General features: G+C 70.6%; 26 protein-coding genes, 1 tRNA gene and 1 pseudogene. 11 read left to right on the top strand and 17 right to left on the bottom strand.

The window, feature by feature from the left end; all coding sequences use genetic code 11:
* The first annotated feature begins 396 nt into the window (after nt 1-396).
* On the top strand, nt 397-1,575 hold the full coding sequence (locus AC1DIW_RS00900; RefSeq protein ID WP_478106145.1) for an MFS transporter: 1,179 nt from the start codon (nt 397-399) through the stop codon (nt 1,573-1,575).
* A 518-nt stretch (nt 1,576-2,093) separates the two neighbouring features.
* Here AC1DIW_RS00900 and AC1DIW_RS00895 read toward each other — a convergent pair.
* Together AC1DIW_RS00895 and AC1DIW_RS00890 are read right to left on the bottom strand one after the other, a co-directional pair.
* Complete coding sequence (locus tag AC1DIW_RS00895) at nt 2,094-2,879, bottom strand: oxidoreductase (RefSeq protein ID WP_478106144.1); 786 nt, start codon at nt 2,877-2,879, stop codon at nt 2,094-2,096.
* Between the two features lie 3 nt (nt 2,880-2,882).
* Complete coding sequence (locus AC1DIW_RS00890; protein WP_442280834.1) at nt 2,883-3,683, bottom strand: alpha/beta hydrolase; 801 nt, start codon at nt 3,681-3,683, stop codon at nt 2,883-2,885.
* A gap of 218 nt (nt 3,684-3,901) precedes the next feature.
* Here AC1DIW_RS00890 and AC1DIW_RS00885 point away from each other — a divergent pair, with 218 nt between their 5' ends.
* Nucleotides 3,902-4,882, top strand: coding sequence for a LysR family transcriptional regulator (locus tag AC1DIW_RS00885; protein ID WP_478106143.1), 981 nt, complete (start codon nt 3,902-3,904; stop codon nt 4,880-4,882).
* A 166-nt stretch (nt 4,883-5,048) separates the two neighbouring features.
* Here the strand turns inward: AC1DIW_RS00885 and AC1DIW_RS00880 are convergent.
* Nucleotides 5,049-5,372, bottom strand: a pseudogene (locus tag AC1DIW_RS00880) (immune inhibitor A domain-containing protein); the annotation flags it as partial.
* A gap of 84 nt (nt 5,373-5,456) precedes the next feature.
* Nucleotides 5,457-6,368 (bottom strand): LysR family transcriptional regulator, encoded by a 912-nt coding sequence (locus AC1DIW_RS00875; protein ID WP_442280836.1) that lies wholly within the window; start codon nt 6,366-6,368, stop codon nt 5,457-5,459.
* A 120-nt stretch (nt 6,369-6,488) separates the two neighbouring features.
* On the opposite strand from AC1DIW_RS00875, the gene AC1DIW_RS00870 reads away from it, so the two are divergent.
* Together AC1DIW_RS00870 and dctA are read left to right on the top strand one after the other, a co-directional pair.
* On the top strand, nt 6,489-7,622 hold the full coding sequence (locus tag AC1DIW_RS00870; protein WP_478106142.1) for a PrpF domain-containing protein: 1,134 nt from the start codon (nt 6,489-6,491) through the stop codon (nt 7,620-7,622).
* A 63-nt stretch (nt 7,623-7,685) separates the two neighbouring features.
* A complete protein-coding gene (gene dctA / locus AC1DIW_RS00865) occupies nt 7,686-8,996 on the top strand; it encodes a C4-dicarboxylate transporter DctA (protein WP_478106141.1) in 1,311 nt (436 codons plus the stop codon).
* 574 nt (nt 8,997-9,570) lie between these two features.
* On the opposite strand, the gene AC1DIW_RS00860 is transcribed toward dctA, so the two are convergent.
* Nucleotides 9,571-9,651, bottom strand: a tRNA-Tyr gene (locus AC1DIW_RS00860).
* A gap of 146 nt (nt 9,652-9,797) precedes the next feature.
* Here AC1DIW_RS00860 and AC1DIW_RS00855 point away from each other — a divergent pair.
* Entirely contained in the window at nt 9,798-10,292 is a 495-nt protein-coding gene (locus AC1DIW_RS00855; RefSeq protein ID WP_045190851.1) for a YajQ family cyclic di-GMP-binding protein, read from the top strand.
* Nucleotides 10,293-10,376: 84 nt separating this feature from the next.
* Here the strand turns inward: AC1DIW_RS00855 and AC1DIW_RS00850 are convergent, their stop codons facing one another.
* Nucleotides 10,377-11,165 (bottom strand): DUF4031 domain-containing protein, encoded by a 789-nt coding sequence (locus AC1DIW_RS00850; RefSeq protein WP_478106140.1) that lies wholly within the window; start codon nt 11,163-11,165, stop codon nt 10,377-10,379.
* 142 nt (nt 11,166-11,307) lie between these two features.
* Here AC1DIW_RS00850 and AC1DIW_RS00845 point away from each other — a divergent pair, with 142 nt between their 5' ends.
* Entirely contained in the window at nt 11,308-11,598 is a 291-nt protein-coding gene (locus AC1DIW_RS00845) for a WXG100 family type VII secretion target (RefSeq protein WP_030193707.1), read from the top strand.
* A 106-nt stretch (nt 11,599-11,704) separates the two neighbouring features.
* Here the strand turns inward: AC1DIW_RS00845 and groL are convergent, their stop codons facing one another.
* The 3 genes from groL to AC1DIW_RS00830 form a co-directional block, all read right to left on the bottom strand.
* Nucleotides 11,705-13,336: a chaperonin GroEL gene (gene groL / locus AC1DIW_RS00840; RefSeq protein WP_442280248.1), complete on the bottom strand. Its 1,632-nt coding sequence runs from the start codon at nt 13,334-13,336 to the stop codon at nt 11,705-11,707.
* Nucleotides 13,337-13,561: 225 nt separating this feature from the next.
* The gene (locus AC1DIW_RS00835) at nt 13,562-13,987 is read right to left on the bottom strand and encodes an HIT family protein (RefSeq protein WP_442280247.1); all 426 of its coding nucleotides are present in this window, start codon (nt 13,985-13,987) and stop codon (nt 13,562-13,564) included.
* 48 nt (nt 13,988-14,035) lie between these two features.
* On the bottom strand, nt 14,036-14,626 hold the full coding sequence (locus AC1DIW_RS00830) for a hypothetical protein (RefSeq protein WP_478106139.1): 591 nt from the start codon (nt 14,624-14,626) through the stop codon (nt 14,036-14,038).
* A 116-nt stretch (nt 14,627-14,742) separates the two neighbouring features.
* On the opposite strand from AC1DIW_RS00830, the gene AC1DIW_RS00825 reads away from it, so the two are divergent.
* Nucleotides 14,743-15,615 carry an MBL fold metallo-hydrolase gene (locus AC1DIW_RS00825; RefSeq protein WP_478106138.1) on the top strand — a complete coding sequence of 291 codons (873 nt, stop codon included), beginning with the start codon at nt 14,743-14,745 and terminating at the stop codon, nt 15,613-15,615.
* Between the two features lie 125 nt (nt 15,616-15,740).
* On the opposite strand, the gene AC1DIW_RS00820 is transcribed toward AC1DIW_RS00825, so the two are convergent.
* Nucleotides 15,741-16,721 (bottom strand): type IV toxin-antitoxin system AbiEi family antitoxin domain-containing protein, encoded by a 981-nt coding sequence (locus AC1DIW_RS00820; protein ID WP_478106137.1) that lies wholly within the window; start codon nt 16,719-16,721, stop codon nt 15,741-15,743.
* A gap of 284 nt (nt 16,722-17,005) precedes the next feature.
* On the opposite strand from AC1DIW_RS00820, the gene AC1DIW_RS00815 reads away from it, so the two are divergent.
* Nucleotides 17,006-18,214 (top strand): M48 family metallopeptidase, encoded by a 1,209-nt coding sequence (locus tag AC1DIW_RS00815; protein WP_478106136.1) that lies wholly within the window; start codon nt 17,006-17,008, stop codon nt 18,212-18,214.
* Between the two features lie 7 nt (nt 18,215-18,221).
* Here the strand turns inward: AC1DIW_RS00815 and AC1DIW_RS00810 are convergent, their stop codons facing one another.
* The 6 genes from AC1DIW_RS00810 to AC1DIW_RS00785 form a co-directional block, all read right to left on the bottom strand.
* A complete protein-coding gene (locus AC1DIW_RS00810; RefSeq protein WP_478106135.1) occupies nt 18,222-19,292 on the bottom strand; it encodes a P1 family peptidase in 1,071 nt (356 codons plus the stop codon).
* Complete coding sequence (locus AC1DIW_RS00805) at nt 19,289-19,753, bottom strand: GNAT family N-acetyltransferase (protein ID WP_442280240.1); 465 nt, start codon at nt 19,751-19,753, stop codon at nt 19,289-19,291. The genes AC1DIW_RS00810 and AC1DIW_RS00805 overlap by 4 nt, the downstream gene beginning before the upstream one ends.
* 81 nt (nt 19,754-19,834) lie before the next feature.
* Nucleotides 19,835-20,134 (bottom strand): DUF3263 domain-containing protein, encoded by a 300-nt coding sequence (locus AC1DIW_RS00800; RefSeq protein ID WP_442280239.1) that lies wholly within the window; start codon nt 20,132-20,134, stop codon nt 19,835-19,837.
* Between the two features lie 178 nt (nt 20,135-20,312).
* On the bottom strand, nt 20,313-21,674 hold the full coding sequence (locus AC1DIW_RS00795) for a pyridoxal phosphate-dependent decarboxylase family protein (protein ID WP_478106134.1): 1,362 nt from the start codon (nt 21,672-21,674) through the stop codon (nt 20,313-20,315).
* Between the two features lie 91 nt (nt 21,675-21,765).
* Nucleotides 21,766-22,413 (bottom strand): HAD family hydrolase, encoded by a 648-nt coding sequence (locus AC1DIW_RS00790; RefSeq protein WP_442280237.1) that lies wholly within the window; start codon nt 22,411-22,413, stop codon nt 21,766-21,768.
* A gap of 9 nt (nt 22,414-22,422) precedes the next feature.
* The gene (locus AC1DIW_RS00785) at nt 22,423-23,601 is read right to left on the bottom strand and encodes an N-acetylglucosamine-6-phosphate deacetylase (protein WP_478106133.1); all 1,179 of its coding nucleotides are present in this window, start codon (nt 23,599-23,601) and stop codon (nt 22,423-22,425) included.
* A gap of 44 nt (nt 23,602-23,645) precedes the next feature.
* Between AC1DIW_RS00785 and AC1DIW_RS00780 the strand changes: the two genes are divergently transcribed.
* Both AC1DIW_RS00780 and AC1DIW_RS00775 read left to right on the top strand, forming a co-directional pair.
* Nucleotides 23,646-24,323: a uracil-DNA glycosylase gene (locus AC1DIW_RS00780; protein ID WP_442280235.1), complete on the top strand. Its 678-nt coding sequence runs from the start codon at nt 23,646-23,648 to the stop codon at nt 24,321-24,323.
* Nucleotides 24,320-25,144, top strand: coding sequence for an SGNH/GDSL hydrolase family protein (locus tag AC1DIW_RS00775; RefSeq protein ID WP_442280234.1), 825 nt, complete (start codon nt 24,320-24,322; stop codon nt 25,142-25,144). The genes AC1DIW_RS00780 and AC1DIW_RS00775 overlap by 4 nt, the downstream gene beginning before the upstream one ends.
* A gap of 375 nt (nt 25,145-25,519) precedes the next feature.
* Here AC1DIW_RS00775 and AC1DIW_RS00770 read toward each other — a convergent pair whose 3' ends face one another.
* Nucleotides 25,520-25,864, bottom strand: coding sequence for a hypothetical protein (locus tag AC1DIW_RS00770; RefSeq protein ID WP_478106132.1), 345 nt, complete (start codon nt 25,862-25,864; stop codon nt 25,520-25,522).
* Between the two features lie 47 nt (nt 25,865-25,911).
* On the opposite strand from AC1DIW_RS00770, the gene AC1DIW_RS00765 reads away from it, so the two are divergent.
* The gene (locus AC1DIW_RS00765; protein ID WP_478106131.1) at nt 25,912-26,298 is read left to right on the top strand and encodes an endonuclease domain-containing protein; all 387 of its coding nucleotides are present in this window, start codon (nt 25,912-25,914) and stop codon (nt 26,296-26,298) included.
* Nucleotides 26,299-26,400: the final 102 nt, after the last annotated feature.

Raw genomic sequence — 26,400 nt, 5'->3', positions numbered from 1 at the left:
GAGCACGAGTCTGATCCTCCGACATTTCCTCGCCGGGTTTTCGTCTTCGAATTCTTGAGCGATGTCCTTCTCCATTTCTGAATGGAGAAGGACATCGGCATTCAGCCGGGCCTTGACAGGTGGCTGCAAAGGGGAAAGCATTTCGGCCCATGACCACTGGCCTAGTGGCCTAGTGGCCTAGCCACTTACTCGATGAGGAGCAAGGCATGAGCGCAACCACGGTCCATGGGGAAACAGCCGCGACGCAACGCCGACGGGCGGTGGTGGCCAGCACCATCGGGACCACCATCGAGTGGTACGACTTCTTCCTCTACGGCACCGCGGCTGCTCTGATCTTCCCTCCTGTTCTTCCCGGACAGCTCCAAGCTCAGCGGCACCCTGCTGTCGTTCAGCACCTTGTTCATCGGGTTCGCCGCGCGCCCCATCGGCGCAGCGATCTTCGGCCACTTCGGGGACCGCGTCGGTCGCAAGGCCACCCTGGTCGCCACGCTCCTTCTCATGGGGGCCGCCACCTTCCTCATCGGCGTACTTCCGACGGCCTCCACGATCGGGGTCGCCGCGCCGATCATCCTCACGCTGCTGCGACTCGCACAGGGCATCGGCGTGGGTGGCGAGTGGGGAGGATCGGTCCTGATGAGCATGGAGTGGGGAAGCCCCAAGCGACGCGGCCTGATGGCGAGCTGGCCGCAGCTCGGCGTCCCCATCGGCTTGCTGCTCTCGACGGCGATGATCAAGCTCATGAGTGGGGTCATGAGCGATGACGCCTTCGCCAGCTGGGGTTGGCGAGTGCCCTTCCTCGTGAGCTTCGTGCTGGTTCTGGTCGGGCTCTACGTCCGGCTCCGCGTGGTCGAGAGCCCTCAGTTCGCCGAGGTGAAGAAGTCCGACGCGGTGGTCCGGCAACCGCTGCTCCAGGTCTTCAAGGAGCACCCGATGGAGATCTTCACCTCCGCCTTCGTGCGGCTCTCCGAGCAGGCGCCGTTCTACCTCTTCATCACCTTCGTCCTCACCTACGGCACCGAGCACCTCGAGCTGCAGAAAGGCCAGCTGCTGAACTACACCCTCGTCGCCGCCGCCCTCGGACTCGTCAGCGTGCCGTTCTTCGGTCACCTCTCCGACCTGTTCGGCAGGCGACTCATCTACGGCCTCGGCATCGTCTGCACGGCGCTGTACGCCTTCCCGTACTTCGGCCTGCTCGACACCAAGTCCTCCGGGCTCGTGCTCCTGGCCATCGTGCTGTCCCTGATCTTCCACGACATGCAGTACGGCCCCCAGGCAGCGCTCATCGCCGAGAGCTTCGGGACCAACCTGCGTTACAGCGGCGCCGGCGTCGGCTACCAGCTCGCCTCAGTGATCGCCGGTGGTCCCGCGCCGCTCATCGCGGCCGCCATCCTCGCCAAGACCCACTCGAGCACCGGGATCAGCTGGTACATCGTCGGCTGCTGTGTCCTCGCCATGGCGGCCCTGCTCCTCATGCCGCGCACCCAGCTCGACCGCGAGGCGAAGACGGAAACAGAGACGGAGACGGAGAACCGGCGAGCCGGCGAATCGGTCGGCGCCTCGGCGGAGCTCCCCTAGGGGCCCGCGCCCCCAGGGCCAGAACCGCTGCACAACGGCACACCGAGTGAGCCGCACCCCCCCAAGAGCTGACCAGCTCGATGGGGACGGCCCAGCAGCCCGTCGGTTCAGCGCCACCGACGTCCTCCCCACATGCAAGAGGCCCTGACCGGCGTTTTCCGCTGGTCAGGGCCTCTCGTGGCACTGGGTGGCAGGTGAAGGATTCGAACCTTCGTAGCTCTCGCGACGGATTTACAGTCCTGACAATGCGATTGACTGACCAGCGTCAGCGCGTCACCGGCCCAAACATCCCCACAGATTCCCTACAGAGAGTGGACCTCAGCCGTCGACGTTCGACGCGAACCGGGGCGTCGGGCCCCGACCCCTTCGGGGCCGCTCCCCGCTTCCTAGCGGGCAGCCCTTTGCCGGATCCACCGATGTGGGACGTGACGAAGCGGTCGGGAGGCTGTTCAGAGGGCCTGTGCACCTGCCGAAGCTGGTAGCCAGTCACCAGGTGTGGCCTTTCGGACAAGGCCTGCTCAGCTGGTGGGGATCAGTCCGCCGTCGATCGTGACGTCCGCTCCGGTGATGTTGCCGGCGACGTCACTGGCCAGGAAGGCGACGAGCCTCGCCACCTCATCTGGCCGGGTGAAGCGTCCGGTCACCGAGTCGCGTGCTGCGGCGGCGGCCACGGAGGACGGGTCGGTGCCCTGTCGAGCGGCCACAGCCGCAGCGACGCCGTCGGTGCCGAGCCAGAGCTCAGTGGACACCGGTCCGGGACTGACGGTGTTGACGCGTATGCCGTGCGGCCCGAGCTCCTTGGACAGGGACTTGCTGAAGTTCCGCAGTGCAGCCTTGGCTGCGCTGTAGTCGATGACGGACGGGTCCGCCAGAGTCGCGTTGACGGAGCTCGTGGAAACGATGGCGCCGTGACCGCGAGCGAGCATCATGGGCAGTGCCGCGCGGGTGGTCCGGACCGCGGCCATGAGGTTGAGGGTGTACGACGTCGCCCACTGTTCGTCGGTGACCGCGATGAAGCCATCCAGACGGGGCGTGACCGCGCCGACGTTGTTCACGAGGATGTCCAGGCGGCCCAGCCCGGCGGCCGCGTCGACGAGGTGAGCGACCCCATCAAGTTCGCTGAGGTCGACGGCGACGTAGGTCACCGTCCCGGACCTGCTCAGCGCGTCGAGGTCTGCTGAGGCGTCCCGGGCACCTGCCACGACGACGACGCCCTCGTCGACCAGCACTCTGGTGATCGCAAGGCCGATGCCTTTGCTCGCACCCGTGACGATGGCGACCTTTCCGGCCAGACCGAGGTCCACGGGTCAGAGCCCGTGCTCGTCGAGCCAGCCGAGGACCGCCTTGGCGACCTCGCCCCACCCGGAGTCGATGGTGAGCGAGTGCCCGCGGCCCTCGAACTGCCGTATCTCGGTGATGGCGGTCGACTTGCGGTACTGCTTGAGCGTCGACCGCGTCACGACGTCAGGGACGGTGTGGTCCTCGAGGCCTGAGATCAGCAGGAGCGGGCCGCGCGTGTTGTTGTCGGTATCGACAGCGGCCTCCGAGTGCAGCGAGAAGTTGGCCGCCGCCGCTTGGAACAGGGGCTTGGCCGGTGAGGGAATGGTCCACCGTTCGAAGAGCGCGTCCGACTCCTCCTCGCTGACAGCGTTGCCGAACCCGAAGCGGAACTCCTTGGCGGTCAGCGAGACAGCCTTGTTACGGTTGGTGGGATTGCCGAGTGCCGGCAGTCCGGCGCGCAGCTGAGCTAGCGGTAGCGGCAGGACTCCCTTGATCTGGGCGGGATCGATGGCGACGGCCGCAGCGGCCTTGCCCTGCCCGAGCAGCTTCTCGGCGATCAGCCCGCCGAACGAGTGGCCGATGAGGACCGGCGCCTCGGGAAGTGCGTCGATGATCGACGCATAGTGCTCGGTGACATCGTCGATCCCGAGGCCGGCGACATCGTCAGGACGCTGCCTCGCCCCCTCGACGCTCTCGGCCTCCCCGGGCCACCCCGGGGCGACGGGGGCGTAGCCGGACTCTCGGAAGACCTCGACCCAGGAACCCCAGCTTGTGGCGTGGAGCCAGAGGCCGTGGACGAAGACGACGGGACGCTGGGCTTGGGTCATGACATGCCTTTCGACGACGTCTGTGCACCGGAAGGGACCGGCGTGCCGCACGGTGCGGCAGCCCCAAGGCTGACGGCGGACCCTGGCTGGCGTCCAAGACCTCTTGCGCCCGGATCGATAACCGCAGTGCCTTCCTCAAGGGCCGAGGGATCACTAACGTGGTGAGATCGCAGTCGGCCCTGACCTACCCGGCGCCGCGACCGCGCGGAGGAGCTCGCATGGAGCTGGACCTACGGCTTGTGCGTTACTTCGTCGCGGTCGCCGACGAGCTTCACTTCGGTCGGGCGGCCGCTCAGCTGTTCGTCAGCCAGCCCGCCCTGTCGAAGCAGATCCGCAAGCTCGAGGACCAGCTGGGCGAGAACCTCCTGGTTCGCGACAGCCGGCATGTCGCCCTCACGGCACGGGGTCAGCAGTTCCTCGCCGACGCCAGGCGCCTGCTCACGCTGGCGGACAGCATGGCACAGCCTGCCCGTCGGAACAGCGTGAGCATCGCCCACGTCTTCGAGCTGTCGACCAGCCGCATGGTCGCCGACGCATTCGCCCAGGCCCAGCCGGACATCCAGCTGCGCGAGCACGCGATGGACAGCATCACGCAGCTCAACGCTCTTCTGCGCGGGCGCCTCGATGTCGCTATTCTGCGCGTCACTCCCCGCATGCAGGTCGCCCATCCGAGCGGTTGGCGTCACCGGCTCCTTCGGCTGGAGCCGCTGGTGGTCGTGGGGTCGGGCGACGAGGACCCTCCGCCGACGGCGTCCTTTCACGATCGGCCCCTGCACGTCTTCGGCGATCCCCCGCACTCGGGGACCTACAACGCGCACGGGCAGTACCTCACCGCCCTGCAGGAGCGACTCGGTCTCGAGATGCGCTGGCTTGGGACCCCCGGCGCCTTCAGCTTCTGTCTGGCCCATGCGCAGCGGGCCCCCGAGAGCGTCCGCTACCTCGAGTTCCTCAGCTACGCGGAGAAGTACGTCGAAGCCGGGATGCTGATGTTCTGGCCAGAAGAGCTGCAGCCGTACTACCCATGGTCACTGGCATGGCGCGCCGACGATGTCGCTGCCACGACCACCAGCCTCATCGACATCGCGCTCGGTCTGGCGGAGCAGCACTCCTGGCTGGAGCCGGACCAGAGCGCCGCCCAGAGTCCGGCGTGGATGCCCGACGACGATCCGGCGTGGCCCGAACTCACACGTCGGCGTTGAGGACGGCGTCGAGCGGCAGCTTCTCCGCGACACAGTGACCCCTTCGAACAGCGGGTTGGACGGGGACCTCGTGCGGACGGACGGAGTGGATGTGCCCACGGCGCCCGCCCGGTGAGGTGCGCGGGCGGATGTTGGCGGTCGACGCGGTGCCCGAACGCGCGTCGGCTCAGTCGTTCACCGTCATCTTGCCGGTGCTGTTGCTCTGCAACACCTTGATCGTGACGCCGGCGCCCGCGACCTTGATGCTGCCGCCAAGGTTGGCGGTGTCGTAGTGGCGGTTGGGGTCGCTGTCGTCGAAGATCGGGACCGGTGCCTGCGCCGGGACGTCCAGCGTCATCATGCCGTTGGCCGTCTCACGGTGCAGCGAGATCGAGTCCGTCACCTCGACACCGAACGTCGAGTCGAACGACTGGATCCGGTTGAGGGCCACGATGTCGTCACTCCAACGGAGCGAGTCCGGTCGGGCGTCGACCGGCAGGAGCCGACCGTTTGCAGGTTCTGATGCTGCAGTCGGCTACCCCTGACCCCCGAGCCCGAGGCGGAGACTGCTCCCCTTTTGGATGGTTGGAGAACCTCAAGCGGTCGTCCGTCTGGCACCCGCGATGGAGCGGAAGACCTCGGTGGCCTGCTGAGCCGACGGGCTGAGGTGTCGACCGGCCAGCTGTGCCAGCAGGATCCTGCGGCTCGGGGAGCTCTCGAGCGGGACGGCGACGACGTCGGGGCGCAGGGCGCTCAGGGCCAGCTGGGGCGCGAGGGCGATCCCGATACCGGCCGCGACCATGCCTTGGGTCTCTTGGTAGTCGTTCGCGGCGAACGCGACGCTGGGTTCGAAGCCGGCAGCCTGGCAGAGGCGGCGCAGGACGTCGGCGACCGGGTGCTCGTCACGAACGATCCATTGCTGGTCACGGAGGTCCTCCACGCGCGCGGCGCGGGCGTGAGCGAGCTCGTGTTCCCGAGGCAGGAGGAGAAGTGTCGGGTCGCTCATGAGCGTGACGGTCGCGAGCTCCTCGTCCTTGATGCGCTGCCACGGGTAGTCCCACAGCAGCGTCAGCTCGATGTCGCGGCGTTTCAGCCTGTCGATGAGGCCGGCGCGCCGGGCGCTGACAACCGTGACGGCCACCTCGGGGTGGCGCGCCCGAAAGGCCAGCACGACCTCAGGCATGAGGGACGCTCCCACGGTGGGGAAGGTCCCCACTCGGAGCTGGCCACGGCGCAGTCCGGCGAACTCGTCCATCTCGGCACGCGCGGCCTCGATGATCCGGTCGATGTCGTCGGCATAGCGCAGCAGCGCCCGTCCGGCCTCGGTCAGCACCGCGCCGCGCGGGTGCCGCTCCAGCAGGGCAACCCCCATCTCGCGCTCGAGCTTCGTCACCTGCTGGGACACCGCCGACGTGGTGAACGACATCTCTGCCGCGGCCGCCGTCAGCGACCCGAGCCGGCTCACTTCGCGCAGCAGCCGGAGCCGTCGCAGGTCAAGGTCAAGCATTCGGCGAGTTTAGCAAAGATGGATACTCCTCCACTCTTTACCGATTGTGCTGAAGCCTCGCGATGGCGATCGTTGAGGGACCAGAGGCCGGCAAGGGCCTCTCCGAGGAAGGAGGCCACCGTGCAGCTCCGTGGTCACTGGTATCGAGGCGGAACCAGCAAGTGCTGGCTCTTCGATGCCGAGGACGTCGCCCGTCACGCCAGCAGTCGCGAGGAGATGCTCCAGCTGTTGGCCGATGCGTTCGGCGCAGCCGACGCCCGACAGCTCGACGGCGTCGGTGGCGGCACCTCGACGACCTCGAAGGCCGCCATCGTCACGGCGACGCCGGACGGACCCACGGATCTTGACTACCTCTTCGCCCAAGTGGGCATCGGGGTGCCCACGGTGGAGCTGGGGTCGAACTGTGGCAACTGCGCCACGGCGATCGCGTTGTATGCCGTGCAGGCCGGCATCGTGCGCGCCGGAGACGTCGCTACGCGCGTCAGGATGCGCAACCTCAACACCGGGGCAGTCCTCACCGGAACGATCGCGACTCCCCTCCGGCGCGTCCCCACGGCCGGACAGGCACGCGTTCCCGGCAGCGCGGCCCCCGGCGTGCCGGTCCGCCTGTCCTTCCACGCCCCGTGGGGCCAGTCCACGGGAATGCTGCTGCCGACCGGCGAGGCTGTCGACCGGCTCGCGGTCTCGGTGGACGGTCGGTCGCTGGCGGCCACCATGCTCGACGCCGGAGCCCCGGCGGTCTTCGTGCCCGCCGGCGACCTTGGAGTGGACCTGTCCTCGATGACGGACGGTCTGGCACACGCCCTCCCCCGGCTCCTCGAGGTCCGTGCGGCAGCGGGAGTGGTCATGGGACTTCGACCCCCAGGCGCTCCCCCGCAGAACGCCATCCCAAAGGTCGGCCTCGTTGCGCCAGCCGGGACCTACACCGCGTCCGACGGGACCCTGGTCCCCGAGGACAGCCACGACCTGCGGGTGCGCATGCTCTCGATGCTGGCGCCGCATCCCGCGATCGGCCTCACCTCGGCGGTGGCGGTCTCCGCGGCGGCCGCCGTTGCCGGCTCGGTTGTGGCGACGAGCCTCGCGCGGGCGTCGACACCCGGCGAGGGCCGTTGGCTCCGCATCGGCACGCCCGCAGGCGTGGTCACGACCGAGGTCGTCACCGACGACGCCGGCAACGTCATCGAGGTCGTGCTCGACCGCGCCGCCCGTCAGCTCGCCACCGCCCACATCGAGGTTGCTCGAACCGTGGCTTAGGCGACACCGCTTCACCAAACATGCCCTCTCATCAGAGGGGTGCCGACCCAGGAAGTTTTTTCAATGAAGATCAAAACCATCCTCGGGCACCTGTACGTCCAGGTCCTCATCGGTGTCGCCCTCGGAGTCCTCGTCGGAGCCCTGTGGCCCGACCTGGGCACCAACCTCAAGCCGCTCGGCGACGCGTTCGTCAAGCTGGTGAGGTTCATGATCGCCCCGATCGTCTTCGGCACCATCGTCAGCGGCATCACCTCGATGTCCGATGCCAAGCGAGTGGGCCCCACCCTCCTCCGTTCGCTCGGGCTCTTCTACGTCCTCACTGCCCTGGCCCTCGCACTCGGGCTCGCCTCGGTCCTGCTCCTCCATCCGGGCACCGGCATGCACGTCGACCCGGCCCACCTCGACCCGAGCGTCTCGGCCAAGTACTCGAGCGAGGCCCAGCACAACACTCCCGCCGACTTCCTCCTCGGCCTCATCCCCACCACGTTCGTCGGTGCGTTCGCCGATGGGGACATCCTGCCGGTGCTGCTCATCGCTACCTTGTGCGGTTTCGCCTTCACCAAGCTCGGCGGCGCGGGGAAGCCTGCCCTCGACGTCATCACCAGCTTCAACCGGGTGCTCTTCGTCGTCTTCGGGTTCCTCATGAAGGTCGCCCCCGTCGGCGCCTTCGGCGCCATGGCGTTCACGGTCGGCAAGTACGGCGCCCACTCCATCGGCAACCTCGGGATGCTCATCCTCGCCTTCTACGCAGCCTGCCTCGTGTTCGTCCTCGTGGGACTGGGCACGGTCGCGAGGATCACCGGTTTCAGCCTGCTACAGGTGCTCAAGTACTTCCGTGACGAGATCCTCATCGTGCTGGCCACCTCGTCCAGCGAACCGGTGCTCCCCCGACTCCTCTCCAAGCTCGAGCGACTCGGCTGCGACCGAGGGGTGGTCGGACTGGTGGTGCCGACGGGCTACTCCTTCAACCTCACCGGCACGGCCGTCTACCTCACGCTGTCCTCCCTGTTCATCGCACAGGCCTGCGACATCCACCTCGGTTGGACCCAGATCCTGCTGATGCTCGGCATGATGCTCCTGACCTCCAAGGGCGCTGCCGGCGTCACCGGTAGTGGATTCGTCGCCCTCGTCGCCACCCTCACCGTGATGCCGAACGTGCCGGTGGCCGGCGTCGCGCTCATCGTCGGGATCGACCGCTTCATGAGCGAGGCCAGGGCGCTGACGAGCACGATCTGCAACATCGTGTGCTGCATCGCCGTGGCACGGTGGCAGGGGGCCCTGGACACCCAGACGCTGCAGGCCGAGCTGTCCTCCGGATTCACCCCCTCCCCAGCCGAGAAGCGTGCGCTCGCTGCCGCCGTACCCACGCACTGAAGCCGGACCCGAGCCTCTCATCGGTGCTCGTGCCCCGTCCTGCGACGCCACAGTCGCCGGACCGGGGCGACGGCGTTGCCTCTCCAGACCCCGCGTGGCCGACGAACGGACGAAAGGCTCGGAGTTGACGTCCTTGCGCCCGCAACCGAACGAAACTCCTCGCCACAGGTCAGAGCCCGGAGAACAACACACGACGGGATGACAGCCCGACGGCATGGCGGTGGGCGGCGCTGTCGACGCGCAGCTGTCAACGGCAGCTGCCGTCGACAGGCGCAGAGCGCTAACGCGTCGGAAAAGGCGCCAAGCCCATTGGCGACGGTGCAGAGAACCGGTGCTGTTGGATACCCCTTCCCCATGTCAGTGCAGGTCAGAGCGTCTGGACCGCGCGCATGCGCCCTGTGGCCGGCCGGATTTCCCCACGCATTTCCCGCAGAGCGATCCGGCCGCCGCGTTTCCGCAGGTCAGGGTCCTGCGGAATCGCCTTCGGGATCCGAAGCGCAACGTACCCCTCCGGGGTACACGCGAGAGGCCCTGACCGGCGTTTCCGCTGGTCAGGGCCTCTTGACGCACTGGGTGGCAGGTGAAGGATTCGAACCTTCGTAGCTCTCGCGACGGATTTACAGTCCGTTTCCATTGGCCGCTCGGACAACCTGCCTTGGTGCGTCTGGAAGGATAGCAAGAGATCGGGCGCGGTCCGAAATCGGGACCCCGGCGAGGCTTTCGTCGTGTCCGCGGGCCACCAGGTGAGCGCCCAGGCACCGTCCGACAGACCAGACAACAGCACGTGGAAGGACCCCACCGATGGCCGACTCGTCGTTCGACATCGTCAGCAAGTTCGACAAGCAGGAGATCGCCAACGCGGTCAACAGCGCCAGCAAGGAGATCGCGACGCGCTACGACTTCAAGAACGTCGGTGCCTCCGTCGACCTCGCCGGCGAGGTCATCAAGATGAAGGCGAACACCGAGGAGCGCTGCCTCGCCGTGCTCGACGTCGTGCAGACGCACCTCGTCAAGCGCAAGGTCAGCCTCAAGCACCTCGACGTCCCCGAGGCCGGTCCGCGCCTCTCGGGCAAGGAGTACCACCTCGACGCGCCCCTCAAGGAGGGCATCTCCCAGGAGAACGCGAAGAAGATCAACAAGCTGATCCGCGACGAGGGTCCCAAGGGTGTCAAGAGCCAGATCCAGGGTGACGAGCTGCGCGTCTCGAGCAAGTCCCGCGACGACCTCCAGGCCGTGCAGCGGATGCTGCGCGAGGCCGACCTCGACGTCGCGCTGACCTTCACCAACCAGCGCTGACCCTCCGGGTTCGCCTGTCGGACAAGCGAACCACGATGACAGACCACGTATGCCGTCCGCTGCAGCGGGCGGCATACGTGCGTCTCAGACGGGGCTGGCGAGGTCGCGGAGGTCCGGGAAGACCTCGACCGCGAGGGGCCACCAGAAGAGGTGGCCGCACAGCTCGGCATACTCCTGCGGCGTGACCCAGCGGGTCTCGTGGATGCCGTCGTCACCATCGGTGATGTCGGGGCGCGCGTCGTCCAACCGGGTGCGAAACACCTGCAGGAACGGCTTGTCGCGCCCGAAGACGTTGTCGTCGGTGCGCGGCGTGAATCGCTCGTAGCCGCAAGGGATCACGTCCGAGTGGCGCAGCCGGAGGCCCGTCTCCTCGAGAGTCTCGCGGACGGCGTTCTCGACCGGTGTCTCGTCCGCCTCCCGCCACCCTCCGGGCGAGCCCCACTCACCGCGACGGATGCTGTGCACGACGACGAAGTCACCACGACGGTCGCGCACGAAGACCATGGCGGCCAGCACGCGCGCCGGGTCGAGGGGCTCGTCGGACGCGACGAGGTCGACGTCGCTGGCACCGTTGGGGAACGGCACGTCGAAAATGCGGCGCACCCCCCGGTCGCGCTTGCGCTTGCGCAGCCGCAGCCCCGAGGCGTTGAGGCGGCGCGCGAGCTCGACCCCCGTCGTCGGCTTGGCGCCGGCATCGACGGCGTCCTGCCAGCGGCCCTCGGGCACGTCGTAGTGGTCGCCGTCGAACGACCGCGGGTGCAGGGCCGCGGCCCGGGCGACCTCGTGCAGCTCGTCGTAGGAGGCGTCGCTGACGAGGTGGGCGAAGAGCCGACCGTGAGCGGGCCAGATCGGCTGGTCGATCCACACGGTCATGGCTCGAAGCCTAGGCCAGCGCGCTCCGTCCTGCCGTCCCCCGCCCCCCTGTGGATGACGCCGGCAGGCGCTCCCTCGCCCGACCTAGCCTCGAAAGCACGTGGCCACCGTCCGGTCGGCCTCCCGATCGAGGAGTAGACCCATGTCCCGTTCCGTCGTTGACACCGAACGCATCGCCGCGGCGGCCGCCGACATCAACCGGCTCGCCGACACCATCACCTCGAGCACCTCCGAGCTGCGCGGCCGGCTCGCCGGCATGGGCGCCGACTGGCAGGGCCCGGCGAAGGTGGAGTTCGAACGCGTCATGCACGACTACCAGCGCATCCAGGCACAGATGACCGAGGCGCTCGCCGATGTCGGCCGGCTCACGCTCAAGGCGTCGTCCGCCTACGCGGAGCACGAGAACGCGACGCGCGCCCTCTTCGCCCGCTGACGGTCCGACGCGTGCCCGAGGCCGCTCACCCAGACGCCGAAGGGCGGCTCCCCACGAGGGGGAACCGCCCTTCAGTCGTGTTGCTGTGTTGCGTGGAGCAGAGGGCTCAGAAGCCCATGCCGCCCATGCCACCCATGTCGTCGCCACCGGGCATGGCCGGCGCGTTCTTCTCGGGCTTGTCCGCGATGACGGCCTCGGTCGTGAGGAAGAGCGCCGCGATCGAGGCTGCGTTCTGCAGCGCCGAGCGCGTCACCTTGACCGGGTCGATGATGCCGGCGGCCAGCAGGTCGCCGTACTCACCGGTCGCGGCGTTGAGGCCGTGACCGGCCTCGAGACCGCGCACCTTCTCGGCCACGACTCCACCCTCGAGACCGGCGTTGATCGCGATCTGCTTGAGCGGGGCCTCGGTCGCGACGCGCACGATGTTGGCACCGGTCGCCTCGTCACCCTCGAGCTTGAGCTCGTCGAGCGCCTTGGCGGCCTGGATGAGGGCCACGCCACCACCGGCGACGATGCCCTCCTCGACGGCAGCCTTCGCGTTGCGGACGGCGTCCTCGATGCGGTGCTTGCGCTCCTTGAGCTCGACCTCGGTGGCCGCGCCCGCCTTGATGACGGCCACGCCGCCGGCGAGCTTGGCGAGGCGCTCCTGGAGCTTCTCGCGGTCGTAGTCGGAGTCCGACTTCTCGATCTCGGCCTTGATCTGGGCGATGCGGCCCTCGATCTGCGAGCGGTCCTCGGCGTCCTCGACGATGGTCGTCTCGTCCTTGGTGACGACGACCTTGCGAGCCTTGCCGAGCAGGTCGAGGGTGGCGTTCTCGAGCTTGAGACCGACCTCCTCGGAGATGACCTGACCACCGGTGAGGATGGCGATGTCGGTGAGCATGGCCTTGCGGCGGTCGCCGAAGCCCGGGGCCTTGACGGCGACGGACTTGAACGTGCCCTTGATCTTGTTGACGACGAGAGTCGCGAGGGCCTCACCCTCGATGTCCTCGGCGATGATCAGCAGCGGCTTGCCGGACTGCATGACCTTCTCGAGCAGCGGGACGAGGTCCTTGATGCTGCCGATCTTGGAGTTCGCGACGAGCACGTAGGCGTCGTCGAGGACGGCCTCCATGCGCTCGGTGTCGGTGACGAAGTAGGCGGAGATGTAGCCCTTGTCGAAGCGCATACCCTCCGTCATCTCCAGCTCGAGGCCCATGGTGTTGGAGTCCTCGACGGTGATGACACCTTCCTTGCCGACCTTGTCCATCGCCTCGGCGATGAGACCGCCGATCTCCTCGTCGGCCGCCGAGATGCTGGCGGTCGAGGCGATCTGCTCCTTGGTCTCGATCTCCTTGGCCTGCTCGAGCAGGCGGGCGGTGACGGCCTCGACGGCCTTCTCGATGCCGCGCTTGAGCGCCATCGGGTTGGCGCCGGCGGCCACGTTGCGCAGGCCTTCCTTCACCATCGCCTGGGCGAGCACGGTGGCCGTCGTCGTGCCGTCACCGGCGACGTCGTCGGTCTTCTTGGCAACTTCCTTGACGAGCTCCGCGCCGATCTTCTCGTACGGGTCGTCGAGCTCGATCTCCTTGGCGATCGAGACGCCGTCGTTGGTGATCGTGGGCGCGCCCCACTTCTTCTCCAGAACGACGTTGCGGCCCTTCGGGCCGAGGGTCACGCGGACGGCGTCGGCGAGGATGTTCATGCCCCGCTCGAGACCGCGGCGTGCCTCTTCGTCAAAAGCAATGGTCTTGGCCATTCGGGTGGTTCCTCCCACACGAAACGTTGGTGGTGGACCGCACGACGCCCGCGACGGACGGGATCGGTCTCCCCAGCTTCATGTCGCTGCGGACCCGACCCCTCGGCATACGGCCCATTTCTGTCACTCCCCTAGGGAGAGTGCTAACGCCATTATTGGCACTCTCGGGGTGAGAGTGCAAACGTTCCGGAGCGCTGCCGATCGGGCGTATGCCGTCCGCTCGGCTCAGGCGCCCACGGCCGGCGCCAGCGCGCCGGCGATACGGGCGGCATACTCCGTGGACTCCTGCTCCGACGCGTACGTCGTGCGGGGCCAGAAGAAGCCGCGCAGGCCGTCCCCCTTGGTGCGCGGCACGACGTGCACGTGCAGGTGCGGCACCGACTGGCTCACGACGTTGTTCACCGCCACGAAGCTCCCCTGGGCGCCGAGCCCCTCGACGGCTGCCGCGGCGAGCCGTTGCGCCGCCCCGAGCAGCGTGGCGTGCAGGTCGGCGGGCAGGTCGAGCAGGGTGTCGACGTGCCGGCGCGGCACGAGCAGCACGTGGCCCTTGAACACCGGGCGTCGGTCCAGAAAGGCGACGAGCTCGGGCTCGTCGAGCACGACGTCGGCGGGCGTCTCTCCGGACACGATCGAGCAGAAGACGCAGTCCATGGCGACAGGCTCCCACGCCGTCGCCGGTCGAGCCGTCTCGCAGCCAGCTCAGCAGAGGACGAGCAGGAGGCAGCGGCTGGTGGTGGGCGTCGTGGTCGGGCTCGTGGTGCGGGTCGGGGTGGGGGTCGTGGTGGTCGGCGAGCTGGTCGGCGCCGACTCCCGCGGCCCGGTCTGCCTCCGCTTCCGCTTCTGGATGTCATGGGTCTCCACCGGCAGCGGCACGGCCGTGGCGGATGGAGCAGGCGCCGCCTCGGTGCTCTGACTCGGTGGGGGCGGCGGCGGCGTGCTGGCCGGCGCCGAGGACGCGGGGTCGCCGTTCGGCGCCGCCACCGGCGTGGCCGGGGAGCGGGTGGAGCTCCGGGAGGTGATCGAGCCGGCCTCGCGGGTCGCGCTCGGCGTGGACGTCGCCGCGACCGGGGCCAGGTCGTCCGCCGTCGGGGTCCGCGTGGAGTCGCCGTTGGGCAGCCCGACGCGGGGAGCCGAAGCCGTGGTCCGGACCGGAGAGCCGGCGTCGGGCCAGTAGGCGATGGCACCGGTCGTCAGGAGAGCCGCGCCTGCCACCCCGGCCACGCCGGCTGCGAGAACGCGCTTGCGGCGTCGCTCCGAGGCACGTCTGGAACTGCGGGTGTCGGTGGACATGGCATGCCACGGTAGACGAACGGGCGGAGGACCGCCCATTCGCGCGTGCGCCGATACGGTGTTCACATGCTCGACGGGACGCGACCGGAGACCGCCATCACAGCGCAGGACCGCCGGTGACTGCCGCACCGGGAGGTGGCTTCACGGAGGTGGCCGACCGGGTCTTCGTCGCGCGCTACCGCGAGTGGGACGTCAACGTCGGCCTCGTGCTCGGTCGCCACGGCGCGGTCGTCATCGACACGCGGGCGAGCGACGTCCAGGGCGCCCAGGTGCTCGACGACGTCCGCCGTCTCGGCAAGGACGTCGTGGTGCGCCACGTCGTCAGCACACACGTGCACTTCGACCACACCTTCGGCAACGCCGCGTTCGAGACGGCCATCGTGCACGCCCACGAAAACGTCGGTCGCACGACGCAGACTGCGGCCGAGCACATCAAGGCCCTCGTCCGCGCCGACCCCGGAGCCGCCCCGGAGTACGGCTACACCGAGCGCGACGCCGCCGAGGTGTTGGCGACGGTCGTCCGGGGCCCGGACCGCACCTTCGGCTCCAACGCGACCATCGACCTCGGTGACCGGGTCGTCACGATGGCGTATGCCGGCCGCGGCCACACCGACGGCGACGTGGCGGTGCTCGTGCCCGACACCGACGTCATGTTCCTCGGCGACCTCGTCGAGGAGAGCGCGCACCCGTCGTTCGGCGACGACTGCTGGCCGCTCGAGTGGGCAGACACCCTGACCTCCCACCTCGTCCAGGTGTCGGAGCGCACTGTCGTCGTGCCGGGGCACGGCCGACCGGTCGACGAGGGCTTCGTGACACGACAACGCGACGACGTGGCAGCCGTCGCGGCGGTGATCCGCGAACGCCGGCTCGGCGAGGTCCCCCTCGAGGAGGCGCTGCGCGACCCGGACCCACGCCTGCCCTACCCGCTCGACCACCTCGGCTCGGCCATCCGGCGCGGCTGGGACCACCTCGACCCACCCCCTGGCTGACCCTGGCCGCTAGTCCCGCGCCCAGCGGACGTCATGGAGCTTCGTCGGCACCAGGCGCCGAGAGAACTCCACGAACCCACCCGGCATTCGCCCATCAGGCCGCTCGGCGACGTGAGGGGACCGCGTCACAGTCGGGACCGCAGGGCCTGAGGTCCTCCGTCCAACCGCGAGCCCGGAGCAGGCGCCCGACGACGCGACTGCCCCGACAGGGCTCGAGGACCTGGCCCCCCGAACCGGATGCCTGCCTCGCCCCGCACCACGGCGTCGACGTCTCGCTCGAGGTCGGCCCACTCGCGCCGCGGCCCCACGTGGACGAACCGCCCGTCGAGCTCGACGACGACGGCGAAGTCGGAGTACTCCACGTCGCGGTAGGTCACGCCCCGCCTCGTGACGACTTTGACCTGCCGCCTCGCGGTCGGCAGGCCGTGCGACCGCTCAACGTCGTGCAGGTAACGCCGTTCGAACACCGACATCGTGCCCGCGGCAACGTCGTCGAGGATCGGCAGGAGCAGGCGCCGGCGAGGCAATCGACCTCGCGCCGACAGCGCGTCGTGCAGACGGGCGGCCGTCGTCATTCCTTCTTGGCAGGCATCGGCCAGCAGAGCGACGGCACCGGCCTCGTCCCGGCACGCGGAGGCGACGTCGAGCAGAGCCTCGTCGAGTCGGAGCCGGGGCGGCGACAGACGGAGCTGGACTCGCCCGTCGAAGTCGGTCCGGCGCGTCACGACCACGCCGGGTGGTGGCACGACACGCCGGCTCGCGTCCACGACGACGTGGATCGGTTCGAGCAACAGCGGGCGCGCCGCGTCGCCGCCCGAGGGCCGCCACCCTCTTTCGTCCACGACGGACCGGAGACCGTGCGCCCGCAGTGCTGACGGCCCCGCAAGCGCTGCGGGCGAGTGGAAGAGCACGGCGCCCCAGGCACGCTGCGACCAGGTCGGCATCCCGGTGTGGTCGACGTAGACGCCGGGGTGGAGCCGAGCGAGCTCGCGCCGACGCAACAGTCGCTCGAGGGCGTTGTCATCGAGACCGCACTCGAAGGCCTGCGCTCTCGAGATCACCCCGTCCTGCGATCGGAGCACGCGGACGGCCCACGACAGGTCCATGCCTTTGAGGGTGGCCTCGTTCGCGCGCGAACCCGGGCAGCCGGAGCGGTCCTGTGGACCAGCGCCGACGTGAGCTTGGGGGTGTGGACAACATCCAGCACGGTCAAGGAGATCCATCGGCTCCAGGCGCCGGCAGAACTCCACGACTCTGCGGCCGCAACGGGCCGATGCACCGCGTCAGCAGTCACGCGCGACGCGCCGCGACGCTATCCCTCCAAACCGGCTCGAACCGGGCGGTGCACCCGTAGCATCCGGGCAACTCGCCCATTGCCGAAGGACGCCCCGTGCCCGCTCCGTCCCCGTCCACCACTGCGCGCACCGACCTGTCGTGGTTCGCGCGCCGCCGCCGAGCCGTAACCGACGCGGCGGCCCGCCGCACCCACGCCGACCTCGTCGCGCGCGGGCTCTCCGCCGCAGGATCGCGCACCACCACGGGGCTGACCGTGCTTGCCGCCGGGGTCCTGGCGGTCGCAGCCGCAGCGGTGGCCCTCCTCGCGTGGGCCACGGTGCTGCCGAAGGGGCTGTGGGGCTGGGTCGGCGTTGCGGCCGGCTGGGTCCTCGTCGCGGCCCTCGCGCCCCGCCCGGTCCAGGTGAAGGGCACGACGGAGCTCGACCCGGCACAGTTCCCGGCCACCCACCGACTCCTTCGGGACCTCGCCGCCGCGGTGGGCGCGCCACCGCCCGCTGCGGTCCATGTCGACGCCGACTTCGGCGCGGGCGTCGTCAGCACCGGCTGGACCCTTCGACCCACTCTCGTCGTCGGCCTGCCCCTCTGGACCTGCCTCACCGACGACCAGCGCATCGCGCTGCTCGGCCACGAGCTGGGCCACCTCCGGGGCCGCGACACCGCGCGCGCCGCGCTCCTCGGGCATACACACGGGCTGCTCGAACGGCTCGCGACCCTGCTGACACCCCTCCCCCGTGACGCCGTCTCCGACCTTGAGGACGCCCGACTCGGGGTCCAGCGCTCCAACGCCATGATGAACGGCATCGGCCGGGCCGTACTCGCCGTCGTGTCGCTGCCGGCGCTGCTGCTGCTCCTGGTCTTCGAGCGGGCCGTCGCACGTGAGAGCCAGGTCCGGGAATATGCCGCAGACCTGCGCGCCGCCGAGGTGGCCGGCACGTCCGCCGTCGTCCGCCTCCTGCTCACGGCCATGGGGATCGCGGGCATCCACACCCTGGCCGGAGCCGCGGCGCGCCGCCGCGAAGACCCCTTCGCCACGCTGGCGCAGGTCCGCGACCGGGCCCGCATGACCGCCGGCCAGATCGCGCAGGCCCGCCGACGCGCCCGCGAGGAGGGCCTGCGCTGGGATGCCAGCCACCCCCGCGACGACCTCCGGCTCAGCGTGCTCGAGGCACACCCCACGGCGCCGGACCCCACCGCGCTCGAGGCGCGTCACGCGCTCGTCCGCGCAGCTGACGCCGAGCTCGCCGGTCTGCGGCCGGTGCTGACCCGACCGTTCCGCGACGACCTGCTCGAGAGCTGGATCTGACGCGGCCTCAGCGCGCGAGCGCGGACGGGAAGGCGTCGGACCACGACCGCAGGGCCACGCCGCCGTCCGGCGAGCGGTCGACCGACGTCGCGGCGAGCAGGGCGTGGACGATGGCCCGCGCGACGCAGTCGGCCCCGGCCTCCATGAGCAGCGTCTGCTCCACGGGGTCGGGTGCCGGCCGTTCGCCCGTGGCCAGCGCGAAGAGCGTGTCGCCGTCGAAGAGCGTGTGCACCGGCTTGAGCGCCCGCGCGAAACCGTCGTGACCGATGCCGGCCGCCTTCTGGCACTGGGCCTTCGTCAAGGTCGCATCGGTCGCAATGACCCCGATCGTCGTCGCCAGCCCCGGTCGACCGGCGTTCGGGGGCAGCGCCTCGGCCCGGGCCCGCGACTCCTGAAGCTCAGCGGCACTCGGGCGCCCGACATGGGCTAGCTCGTCCCCGAGGCCCAGCCCGACGGCATACGGCAGCCCGGTGGCCGGGTCTACGGCTGAGCCCACCGCGTTGACGGCGACGAGCGCGGCGACGGTGGTGCCCGAGGCGAGCACGACGCTCGCCGAGCCGATGCCGCCCTTGAAGCCGCCGACTTTCGCTCCCGTGCCGGCGCCGATGCAGCCCTGCTCCACGGCGGCTGCCGACGCGCCGGCGTATGCCGCCCTGCCGTCCTCGGCGCGCGGACGGTGACCCCATGTGCCACCACGCCCCAGGTCGAAGAGGATCGCCGACGGCACGATCGGCACGATCTGTCCGGGCTCGCCGACTGGCCAGCCGATGCCGTCGGCAGCCAGCGCGTCCATGACACCGTCCGCGGCAGCGAGCCCGAAGGCCGACCCGCCTCCGAGGACCACTGCATGCACCCGGTCGACGAGGTTGCGGGGGTCGAGCACGTCGGTCTCCCGCGTGCCGGGACCACCGCCGCGGACGTCGACGCCGGCAACGACTCCACCGAGCGGGGCGACGACGACGGTCACGCCCGTCAGCCAGCCCGGCTCGTCCCGGGTGCAGTGGCCGACGCGCAGTCCCGCGACGTCGACGAGCGAGTTCGTCGGGCCGGGCGCGGGGACCCAGGCCGCACCGCTCACCGCGGGTCCCGCAGGTCGAACTCCATGAGCCGACCGGGCGAGGTGAAGCCGAGTCGCTCGTAGAACTCCTGCGCACGGTCGTCCGGCGCGTTGAGCCGGATCCACTTGACGTCGGTGGTGCGCGACCACTCGATCATCGCCTCGGTGAGGGCCCGGCCGACGCCGCGGTCACGACAACCGGGCGCCACGAACAGGCCGCCGACGTGCAGCCACGACACGTCCTTGCGCCCCGGCCACGGCAGCGCCCGGATGCGCCGGGTCTCGAGGATGCCGGCGTGCTGGCCGCGGCTCTCCGCGATCCACGTCGGCCGGTCGGGCCGCTCGGCCAGCCACGCGTCGACGAAACGGTCGAGGTAGCCGGGCTCGGACGGCATACCGAGCTCGCGGGCGAACTGCAGGTGCAGGGCGGCGACGACGAGGGCGTCGTCAGCCGACGCGCGACGGATGGTCACCTCGGCCATGAGGGAAGTGAACCATGCCGGCGCCGGAAGGGCGCGCACCCACGGCCTCGCCGGGTGGGTCAGCCCAGCCGGTGGGACGGGTCAGACGTTGATGCCGAGGCGGCGGCTCGTGCGCGCCCGCTGGCGGCTCGCGCGCATCCGGCGCAGGCGCTTGATGAGCATCGGATCGGCCTCGAGGGCCTCCGGGGTGTCGAGGAGCGCGTTGAGCACCTGGTAGTACCGGGTCGAGCTCATGTCGAAGAGCTCCTTGATGGCCTGCTCCTTGGAGCCGGCGTACTTCCACCACTGCCGCTCGAAGGCCAGGATCTCGAGGTCGCGGGCGCTGAGGCCGCCCTCGGACTCGTGGCGGTGCGGCTGCGCCGTGGCGTGATCTGTGCTCATGTCCCCGTCTCGCTGCAGTCGTGCTGCGTCTCGCGTCGTGCGTTGGCTCCGGTCACACCTTAGACCCAAATGACAGGGGTGTCATTCGCCTCCCGCCGCACGTGCGGGCGCGTCGCGGGGCCGGTTCGACTCTCATGAAACACCCGTCACACCGGCCACTCCGACACCACGCGGCCGCTCACGCCATCGTGTCGAGGATGGCGTTGACGTCCTCCTTCGTCGTGTGCGGGTTGACGATGGCGAAGCGCGTCAGCGTCTCGCCGCGGAAGCTCGTCGGCACGACGAACGCGAACTCCTCCCCCAGCAGCCGGTCGGTCCAGGCCTGGTAGTCCTCCGGGCCCCACCCGAGGCGCCGGAAGACCACGACCGAGAGGTCGGGCTCGCGCACCGCCTCGAGGTAGTCGCGGCGGCCGATCTCGTCCGCGGCGAAGCGCGTCACCTCGAGCGTGCTCTCGATCGCCTCGACGTAGGCGTCGGTGCCGTGCACGGCGAGGGAGTACCAGAGCGGCAACCCACGGGCGCGGCGCGTCAGGCCGATGGAGTAGTCGGTCGGGTTCCACTCCGCCGACTTCGTGATGACGTCGAGGTAGCCCGCCTCCTGCGTGTGCGCGACCCGGGCCAGCTCCGGCTCGCGGTAGATCAGGGCGCAGCAGTCGAACGGGGCGAAGAGCCACTTGTGCGGGTCGACGATGAACGAGTCGGCGTGCTCGATGCCCTGGAAGAGGTGCCGCACGGAGGGCGCGGCGAGGCCGGCCCCGCCGTAGGCCCCGTCGACGTGCAGCCACAGGCCGTACTCGCGGCACACCTCGGCGACCGACGCGAGGTCGTCGACGACGCCGAAGTTCGTCGTGCCGCTCGTCGCGACGACGGCGAAGAAGGTCTCCGGACCGTACTCCTCGAGGGTCTTGCGCAGCTCGGGGCCGGTCAGGCGCAGCTTCTCGTCGACGTGGACCCCGCACACCTCGGCGTCCATGACGGCCGCCATCGAGACGACGGACGAGTGCGCGTTGTCCGTCGCCGCGATCCGGTAGGGCCGGGCCCCCGTGCCGGCCTCCCTGGCCCGGGCCCTGGCCGTACGCCGTGCCACGACGAGCGCTGACAGGTTGCCGACCGTGCCGCCGGGCACGAAGACGCCGCCTGCGGACTCGGGCAGGCCGGCGAGGTCGCTGATCCAGCGCAGCGCCTGGTTCTCTGCGTACACCGCGCCCGCGCCCTCCATCCACGACCCGCCGTAGATGGACGAGGCGCCGACGACGACGTCGAAGGCCGCGGCCTCACGCGTCGGCGCGCAGGGGATGAAGGAGAGGTAGCGGGGGTGGTCCGTCGACAGGCAGGCCGGCGCCAGGGTGTGCTCGAAGAGCTCCATCGCCCGCGTCGAGCCGAGGCCCGCCGCGGTGATGGTCTGCCCGGCGGCCGACCGGAGGTGCTCCTCGGTCTCGGCCCCGTCGAGCGGGATCGGGTCCATGAGCAGGCGCTCGCGGGCGTAGCGGAGGACCTTGTCGACGGCGACGTGGTCGGCGTCCTTGTCGAAGCTGTGCACGCACAGATGCTAGGCCCTACGACCCGACGCCTCCGACCCTCGGGCTGTCCGTGGAGGCCCGGTCCGTCGCCCGACGACCCGGATCCGCGCCTCAGCCGAGGAGGGCGGTGCGCAGCTCGCCGGCGTCGTGGGCGACGACCGTCGGGCGCACTCCGTGGAGCGCCTCGGGCAGCCCCGCACCCCACGTGACGGCGACGGTGTCCATGCCCGCCGCCTTGCCGGCGAGCACGTCGACGACGGCGTCCCCGACGTAGACCGCGTCGTTCGAGCCGCGGCCCATCCGTTCGAGGGCGAGCAGCAGCGGCGTCGGGTCGGGCTTGTGCCGCTCGGTGTCCTCCATGGCCACGAGGACCTCCACGTGCTCGCTGAGCCCGAGGATGTCCATGGCCTGCTGCGCCGACTCGCGACGCTTCGAGGTGGCGACGCCGACGTGGACGCCGGCGGCGCGCAGCTCGCCGAGCACCTCACGCACGCCGTCGTAGCCGCGGATGAGCCGCTCGGTGTTGTCGGCATTCCACTGGAGGTACGTCGCGTAGAGCTCGTCCGCCTGCTCCGGCGAGTGGTCGCGGAAGGCGCTCAGGAGCGGGCGACCGATCCACGAGCGGATCACGGTCGGGTCCTCCTCGTGACCGAGGATCGTGCGGAAGGCATGCTGGTAGGACTCGACGATGAGGTTGATCGTGTCGGCCAGCGTGCCGTCGAGGTCGAAGACGGCGGTGGACCAGCGGGGAGAAGTCACCGGCCGAGCCTAGGGCAGCGCGGCGTCCAGCCACCGCCCGCGTCTCATGACCCGGGTCGGGCGCGCGTTCGCGTCGACGACGACGACGTCGGCCCGGGAACCCGCCGCGAGCGCCCCCCGGTCGGTCAGCCCGAGCGCGCGGGCAGGGGTGCGCGTGGCGGGGCGGACGGCATACGCCAGGGGTGTGCCGGCGGCGACGACCCGGGTGACGATGTCGGCGACGTGGCTCGTGCCTCCGGCGATCGAGCCGGGCGTCGTGCCGTCCGGGTCGCGAGCCAACCGGGCGACGCCGTGGTCGACGACGACCGAGAGCCCGCCCAGGACGTACGCGCCGTCCCCCACCCCGGCGGCAGCCATCGCGTCGGAGACGAAGGCGACGTGGTCGACGCCGACGAGGTCGAGGACGGTGCGCGCCGTGTCGTCGGACAGGTGCACCCCGTCGGCGATGAGCTCCACGGTGACGTGGCCGCGCGCAGCCGAACGCATCAGTGCCGCAACGGCGCCCGGCTTGCGGTGGTGCCACGGGTCCATGCCGTTGAAGAGGTGGGTGCCGAGGTCGGCGCCGGCCGCGACCGCCTCCTCGACCTGCGCGTACGTGGCCGTCGTGTGGCCCACGGCGGAATGGATGCCCGCCGCCGTGAGCCAGCGGACGAGGTCGAGCCCGTGGGCGCGCTCGGGGGCCAGCGTCACCTGACGGAGGTGGCCGCGGCCGAGCTCGATGAGGCGCTCGACCTCGGCGAGCGTGGGGTCGCGCAGGAGGGTCGGGTCGTGGGCGCCGCAGCGCGCCTCGGCGAGCCATGGGCCCTCGAGGTGGATGCCGTCGACGACGCCGTCGTCGGCGAGCTCGGCCAGCATCGCGACGCCACGTTCGAGGTCACGCTGGCTCATCGTGACGAGGCTGGCCAGCAGACTCGTCGACCCGTGGGCGTGGTGGTGCTCGGCGACCGCGGCCGCGGCGTCGTCGCGCAGGTCGGTGAACGCGGCGCCCCCGCCGCCGTGGCAGTGGAGGTCGACGTATGCCGGCAGCATCGTCCCGCTCACGCGCTCGGCCGCCGCGGCGCCGGGTGGGGGCACTTCCCCCGTGGTCACGGGGGTCACCGCAGCGATGCGCCCGCCCTCGATCTGGACGAGGACGTCGGGCAGCACGGTGTCGTCGACGAGGGCGGGTCCGCGCAGTGTGAGGTTCATCGGGGTCGATTCTGTCGCACCCGGGGCGGGGGTAGCGTGTGGGCGTGCCAGCCCGACCCCTTGCCGACCTCGTCCACCCGACGTGGGTCCCGGCGCTCGAGCCGGTGGCGGACACGATCGCCTCGATGGGTGAGTTCCTGCGCGCCGAGGTGGCGGCCGGTCGTGGCTACCTCCCAGCGGGCGAGCGCGTGCTGCGGGCCTTCTCGCTACCGCTGCCCGACGTGCGCGTGCTCGTCGTCGGACAGGACCCGTACCCGACGCCGGGCCACCCGGTGGGGCTCTCGTTCAGCGTCGCGCCCGACGTGCGTCCCGTCCCCCGCTCGCTGCAGAACATCTACCAGGAGCTCGGCACCGACGTCGGCCTGCCGACGCCTGCGAACGGTGACCTGACGCCGTGGTTCGAGCGGGGTGTCATGCTGCTCAACCGGGTGCTCACGGTGCGCCCGGGCGCGAGCGCCAGCCATCACGGCAAGGGCTGGGAAACCGTGACGGCGCAAGCGATCTCGGCTCTCGCCGAGCGCGGCGGTCCGCTCGTCGCCATCCTCTGGGGTCGCCAGGCGCAGTCACTCGGCCCGATGCTCGGGGACGTGCCGCGCATCGAGTCGGCTCACCCGTCGCCACTCTCGGCGCGCTCCGGCTTCTTCGGCTCGCGGCCCTTCAGCCGCACCAACGACCTCCTCGCCCAGCAGGGCGCGGCACCCATCGACTGGAGGCTGACATGACCCAGCCCGCCCCTGACGGTTCCGACACCACGGTGTGGACCCGCTTCGTCGCGATCGGCGACTCGTTCACCGAGGGCATGTGCGACGACGACCCGGACTTCGGCCACGACGGCGAGTTCGCCGGCTGGGCCGACCGGCTGGCCTCGCACCTGTCCGAGATCGCCCGCGGGGCGGGGGTCGACTTCGGCTACGCCAACCTCGCGGTGCGCGGTCGCAAGCTCGCCGACGTCGTCGGCCCGCAGCTCGAGGACGCGCTGTCGCTGCAGCCCGACCTCGTGAGCATCGTCGGCGGCGGCAACGACATCCTGCGCCCCAAGGCCGACCTCGACGGGCTCGCCGCTCGGCTCGAGGCCGCGGTGGCGCGCATCCGGGCCACCGGGGCCGACGTCCTCATGGCGACGCCGGTCGACCCGGCCGACGCGCCCCTGGTCAAGGCGACGCGGGGTCGCGCGGCGATCCACACCGCCAACATCTGGAGCATCGCGCGCCGCAACGGCGCGCACGTCGTCGACCAGTGGGGGCTGCACGCCCTGCGTGACTGGCGGATGTGGTCCGAGGACCGCATCCACATGACGACGGAGGGCCACCGTCGCGTCGCCCTCGCCGCCCTCGAGGCGCTCGGTCACACGCCGGCCGAGACCGGCTGGGCCACCCCGCTCGAGCCGGCCCCGCCGATCGGTCGCCGCGAGGCCCTGCAGGCCAACGCCCAGTGGGCCAAGGAGTACGTCGGACCCTGGGTCCACCGCCGCCTCACCGGCCGCTCGTCGGGCGACCAGCGCCAGGCCAAGCGCCCCGACGTGACCCCGCTCGACCCGTCCTGACCCCAGCCAGCCACTGTCGCATGCCGTGTCGCGGACTCAGCGACACGGCATACGCCCACTCCGGCTGGGACTGATGACGCACCTACGCGGGGTCGCGGCGGCTGCTGAGCACGGCGCGCGGCGCCACGAGCGCGAAGGTGCGTCATCGGTCCCGCGGGCCACACCCTGTGGAGAAGTCCGGCACGCCCGTTCTCTGGTCCGTCAGGCTTGGTCCATGGCTCGGCAGCGGCGTGGCCGCACCCCAGATGAGGTCGTCACCGCGGTGCACCGGCTCGGCGGCACGTGCACCTGGCGGGAGCTGCGGCGCGCCGTGCCCTGGCGGCTGATCGGTGCGGCGGTCGAGGCGGGACTGCTCGTGCACCCGGGGCGCGGCTTCTACACGCTGCCGGCCGCCGACACCGACACCGGTCGGGTCGTGGCGGCGCGCCTGACCGGTGTCGTCTCGCACCGCACCGCCGCCCTGCACTGGGGCTGGAAGGTCAAGGTGGCGCCCACCCGACCCGACGTCACGCTGCCCACCGGCCGGAAGCTGCGCGCCAGCGCGCGGGGCCTCGCCACCACCCGTCGGCGCACGCTCGCACCGGCCGACGTCGCGGAGGGATGGGTGACGACTCCGCCTCGCACCGTCGTCGACTGCTGCCTCGACCTGCCCTTCGACGAGGCGCTGTCGGTCGTCGACTCGGCGCTGCGGGCCGGCCTGACTCGGGGCGCGATGCTCACGGCCGCCACCCCTCGGACCCCGCCACCGGGCCCGGGTGCTCCACGTCGTGCGTCTCGGCAGCGCGAAGGCCGCCAACCCGTTCGAGTCGGTCCTCCGGTCCGTCGCCCTGCGCATCGAGGGCACGATCTGGGACCCCCAGCACCGCATCCGCTACGACGACTTCTTCGCGAAGGTCGATCTCGGCGAACCCTCGCTCGAGCTCGTGCTCGAGGCCGACAGCTTCGAGTTCCACGGCGAGCGAGCGGCCTTCGGTCGCGACTGCGAGCGCTACGACGAGCTCGTGTCGCGCGGGTGGCTCGTGCTGCGCTTCACGTGGGAGCAGGTGATGCTCCGGCCCGCCTGGGTCGCGCGCCTCATCGAACGCACGGTGAGCCGGCGCCGGGCCGAACGGGGAGGGATGACGCACCTTGGCCAGTCGGGAGCGATCGCCTGAGCACGGCGCCGTCCTCGACGGCCGGGAAGGTGCGTCGACGGTCCCCATCGCGGCCCGCCCCGAGCGTGCGTATGCCGTCCCGCTGGCTCAGCGGGACGGCAT

This window comes from Terrabacter sp. 01T434, from assembly GCF_056398545.1.
The sequence above is the reverse complement of the archived record's forward strand: the minus strand, read 5'-3'. Positions and strand labels throughout refer to the sequence as shown.